Source organism: Ectopseudomonas composti, from assembly GCF_900115475.1.
Classification (GTDB): Bacteria; Pseudomonadota; Gammaproteobacteria; order Pseudomonadales; family Pseudomonadaceae; genus Aquipseudomonas; species Aquipseudomonas composti.
This window is the reverse complement of the sequence record NZ_FOWP01000025.1, coordinates 1-4,969: the sequence shown is the minus strand read 5'-3', so window position 1 is coordinate 4,969 and position 4,969 is coordinate 1. Positions and strand designations below refer to the sequence as shown.

Sequence of the window (4,969 nt, the reverse complement as noted above, 5' to 3'; positions counted from 1 at the left end):
AACTGAAGAGTTTGATCATGGCTCAGATTGAACGCTGGCGGCAGGCCTAACACATGCAAGTCGAGCGGTAGAGAGGAGCTTGCTTCTCTTGAGAGCGGCGGACGGGTGAGTAATGCCTAGGAATCTGCCTAGTGGTGGGGGATAACGTTCGGAAACGGACGCTAATACCGCATACGTCCTACGGGAGAAAGCGGGGGATCTTCGGACCTCGCGCCATTAGATGAGCCTAGGTCGGATTAGCTAGTTGGTGAGGTAATGGCTCACCAAGGCGACGATCCGTAACTGGTCTGAGAGGATGATCAGTCACACTGGAACTGAGACACGGTCCAGACTCCTACGGGAGGCAGCAGTGGGGAATATTGGACAATGGGCGAAAGCCTGATCCAGCCATGCCGCGTGTGTGAAGAAGGTCTTCGGATTGTAAAGCACTTTAAGTTGGGAGGAAGGGTTGTAGATTAATACTCTGCAATTTTGACGTTACCGACAGAATAAGCACCGGCTAACTTCGTGCCAGCAGCCGCGGTAATACGAAGGGTGCAAGCGTTAATCGGAATTACTGGGCGTAAAGCGCGCGTAGGTGGTTCGTTAAGTTGGATGTGAAAGCCCCGGGCTCAACCTGGGAACTGCATCCAAAACTGGCGAGCTAGAGTACGGTAGAGGGTGGTGGAATTTCCTGTGTAGCGGTGAAATGCGTAGATATAGGAAGGAACACCAGTGGCGAAGGCGACCACCTGGACTGATACTGACACTGAGGTGCGAAAGCGTGGGGAGCAAACAGGATTAGATACCCTGGTAGTCCACGCCGTAAACGATGTCAACTAGCCGTTGGGTTCCTTGAGAACTTAGTGGCGCAGCTAACGCATTAAGTTGACCGCCTGGGGAGTACGGCCGCAAGGTTAAAACTCAAATGAATTGACGGGGGCCCGCACAAGCGGTGGAGCATGTGGTTTAATTCGAAGCAACGCGAAGAACCTTACCTGGCCTTGACATGCTGAGAACTTTCCAGAGATGGATTGGTGCCTTCGGGAACTCAGACACAGGTGCTGCATGGCTGTCGTCAGCTCGTGTCGTGAGATGTTGGGTTAAGTCCCGTAACGAGCGCAACCCTTGTCCTTAGTTACCAGCACGTTATGGTGGGCACTCTAAGGAGACTGCCGGTGACAAACCGGAGGAAGGTGGGGATGACGTCAAGTCATCATGGCCCTTACGGCCAGGGCTACACACGTGCTACAATGGTCGGTACAAAGGGTTGCCAAGCCGCGAGGTGGAGCTAATCCCATAAAACCGATCGTAGTCCGGATCGCAGTCTGCAACTCGACTGCGTGAAGTCGGAATCGCTAGTAATCGTGAATCAGAATGTCACGGTGAATACGTTCCCGGGCCTTGTACACACCGCCCGTCACACCATGGGAGTGGGTTGCTCCAGAAGTAGCTAGTCTAACCTTCGGGGGGACGGTTACCACGGAGTGATTCATGACTGGGGTGAAGTCGTAACAAGGTAGCCGTAGGGGAACCTGCGGCTGGATCACCTCCTTAATCGAAGACATCGGCTTTCTCATAAGCTCCCACACGAATTGCTTGATTCATAGTCGAAGACGATGCTGTAACGCGACCCTGTTATAGGTCTGTAGCTCAGTTGGTTAGAGCGCACCCCTGATAAGGGTGAGGTCGGCAGTTCAAATCTGCCCAGACCTACCAATTGCTTGGTGCAGAAGATTACGGGGCCATAGCTCAGCTGGGAGAGCGCCTGCCTTGCACGCAGGAGGTCAGCGGTTCGATCCCGCTTGGCTCCACCACTCTCTACGCGGTTGCGGTGTAAGAGAAAGAGTTCAGAAATGAGCGCTTCAGGGTTTACCTGTTGAGTGCTGATTTCTGGTCTTTTGACCGGTACGAATATCGTTCTTTAAAAATTTGGATATGTGATAGAAGTGACTGATTAATTGCTTTCACTGGCAATTGATCTGGTCAAGGTAAAATTTGTAGTTCTCAAGACGCAAATTTTCGGCGAATGTCGTCTTCACGATTGAGACAGTAACCAGATTGCTTGGGGTTATATGGTCAAGTGAAGAAGCGCATACGGTGGATGCCTTGGCAGTCAGAGGCGATGAAAGACGTGGTAGCCTGCGAAAAGCTTTGGGGAGTCGGCAAACAGACTGTGATCCAGAGATCTCTGAATGGGGGAACCCACCCGGCATAAGCCGGGTATCTTGTACTGAATCCATAGGTGCAAGAGGCGAACCAGGGGAACTGAAACATCTAAGTACCCTGAGGAAAAGAAATCAACCGAGATTCCCTAAGTAGTGGCGAGCGAACGGGGACTAGCCCTTAAGTTGATTTGAGTGTAGTGGAAGGCTCTGGAAAGTGCCGCCGTAGTGGGTGATAGCCCCGTACACGAAACGCTCTTATCAATGAAATCGAGTAGGACGGGGCACGAGAAACCTTGTCTGAACATGGGGGGACCATCCTCCAAGGCTAAATACTACTGACTGACCGATAGTGAACCAGTACCGTGAGGGAAAGGCGAAAAGAACCCCGGAGAGGGGAGTGAAATAGAACCTGAAACCGTATGCGTACAAGCAGTGGGAGCCTACTTTGTTGGGTGACTGCGTACCTTTTGTATAATGGGTCAGCGACTTATATTCAGTGGCGAGCTTAACCGAATAGGGGAGGCGTAGCGAAAGCGAGTCTTAATAGGGCGCTTTAGTCGCTGGGTATAGACCCGAAACCGGGCGATCTATCCATGGGCAGGTTGAAGGTTAGGTAACACTGACTGGAGGACCGAACCGACTACCGTTGAAAAGTTAGCGGATGACCTGTGGATCGGAGTGAAAGGCTAATCAAGCTCGGAGATAGCTGGTTCTCCTCGAAAGCTATTTAGGTAGCGCCTCGTGTATCACTGCTGGGGGTAGAGCACTGTTTCGGCTAGGGGGTCATCCCGACTTACCAAACCGATGCAAACTCCGAATACCAGCAAGTGTCAGCACGGGAGACACACGGCGGGTGCTAACGTCCGTCGTGAAAAGGGAAACAACCCAGACCGTCAGCTAAGGTCCCAAAGTTATGGTTAAGTGGGAAACGATGTGGGAAGGCTTAGACAGCTAGGAGGTTGGCTTAGAAGCAGCCATCCTTTAAAGAAAGCGTAATAGCTCACTAGTCGAGTCGGCCTGCGCGGAAGATGTAACGGGGCTCAAACCATACACCGAAGCTACGGGTTCATCCTTTGGATGAGCGGTAGAGGAGCGTTCTGTAAGCCTGTGAAGGTGAGTTGAGAAGCTTGCTGGAGGTATCAGAAGTGCGAATGCTGACATGAGTAACGACAATGCGAGTGAAAAACTCGCACGCCGAAAGACCAAGGTTTCCTGCGCAACGTTAATCGACGCAGGGTTAGTCGGCCCCTAAGGCGAGGCAGAAATGCGTAGTCGATGGGAAACGGGTTAATATTCCCGTACTTCTAGTTACTGCGATGGAGGGACGGAGAAGGCTAGGCCAGCACGGCGTTGGTTGTCCGTGTTTAAGGTGGTAGGCTGATTTCTTAGGTAAATCCGGGAGATCAAGGCCGAGAACTGATGACGAGCGTTCTTTTAGAATGCGAAGTGGTTGATGCCATGCTTCCAGGAAAAGCTTCTAAGCTTCAGGTAACTAGGAACCGTACCCCAAACCGACACAGGTGGTTAGGTAGAGAATACCAAGGCGCTTGAGAGAACTCGGGTGAAGGAACTAGGCAAAATGGCACCGTAACTTCGGGAGAAGGTGCGCCGGTGAGGGTGAAGCATTTACTGCGTAAGCCCATGCCGGTCGAAGATACCAGGCCGCTGCGACTGTTTATTAAAAACACAGCACTCTGCAAACACGAAAGTGGACGTATAGGGTGTGACGCCTGCCCGGTGCCGGAAGGTTAATTGATGGGGTTAGCGCAAGCGAAGCTCTTGATCGAAGCCCCGGTAAACGGCGGCCGTAACTATAACGGTCCTAAGGTAGCGAAATTCCTTGTCGGGTAAGTTCCGACCTGCACGAATGGCGTAACGATGGCGGCGCTGTCTCCACCCGAGACTCAGTGAAATTGAAATCGCTGTGAAGATGCAGTGTATCCGCGGCTAGACGGAAAGACCCCGTGAACCTTTACTATAGCTTTGCACTGGACTTTGAGCTTGCTTGTGTAGGATAGGTGGGAGGCTTTGAAGTGGGGACGCCAGTTCTCATGGAGCCAACCTTGAAATACCACCCTGGCAACCTTGAGGTTCTAACTCTGGTCCGTTATCCGGATCGAGGACAGTGTATGGTGGGTAGTTTGACTGGGGCGGTCTCCTCCCAAAGAGTAACGGAGGAGTACGAAGGTGCGCTCAGACCGGTCGGAAATCGGTCGTAGAGTATAAAGGCAAAAGCGCGCTTGACTGCGAGACAGACACGTCGAGCAGGTACGAAAGTAGGTCTTAGTGATCCGGTGGTTCTGTATGGAAGGGCCATCGCTCAACGGATAAAAGGTACTCCGGGGATAACAGGCTGATACCGCCCAAGAGTTCATATCGACGGCGGTGTTTGGCACCTCGATGTCGGCTCATCACATCCTGGGGCTGAAGCCGGTCCCAAGGGTATGGCTGTTCGCCATTTAAAGTGGTACGCGAGCTGGGTTTAGAACGTCGTGAGACAGTTCGGTCCCTATCTGCCGTGGACGTTTGAGATTTGAGAGGGGCTGACCTTAGTACGAGAGGACCGGGTTGGACGAACCTCTGGTGTTCCGGTTGTCACGCCAGTGGCATTGCCGGGTAGCTATGTTCGGAAAAGATAACCGCTGAAAGCATCTAAGCGGGAAACTTGCCTCAAGATGAGATCTCACTGGAGCCTTGAGCTCCCTAAAGGGCCGTCGAAGACTACGACGTTGATAGGTTGGGTGTGTAAGCGCTGTGAGGCGTTGAGCTAACCAATACTAATTGCCCGTGAGGCTTGACCATATAACACCCAAACAATCTGC

2 tRNA genes and 2 rRNA genes are annotated in these 4,969 nt (G+C 52.3%); all 4 read left to right on the top strand.

Annotated features, from left to right (window positions below):
* A 16S ribosomal RNA gene (locus tag BM059_RS24975) occupies positions 1-1,536 on the top strand.
* Between the two features lie 85 nt (positions 1,537-1,621).
* Positions 1,622-1,698 (top strand) — tRNA-Ile (locus BM059_RS24970).
* Positions 1,699-1,720: 22 nt separating this feature from the next.
* Positions 1,721-1,796, top strand: a tRNA-Ala gene (locus tag BM059_RS24965).
* A gap of 260 nt (positions 1,797-2,056) precedes the next feature.
* A 23S ribosomal RNA gene (locus tag BM059_RS24960) occupies positions 2,057-4,949 on the top strand.
* Together the 16S and 23S rRNA genes with 2 tRNA genes alongside form the textbook arrangement of a ribosomal RNA operon.
* Positions 4,950-4,969: the final 20 nt, after the last annotated feature.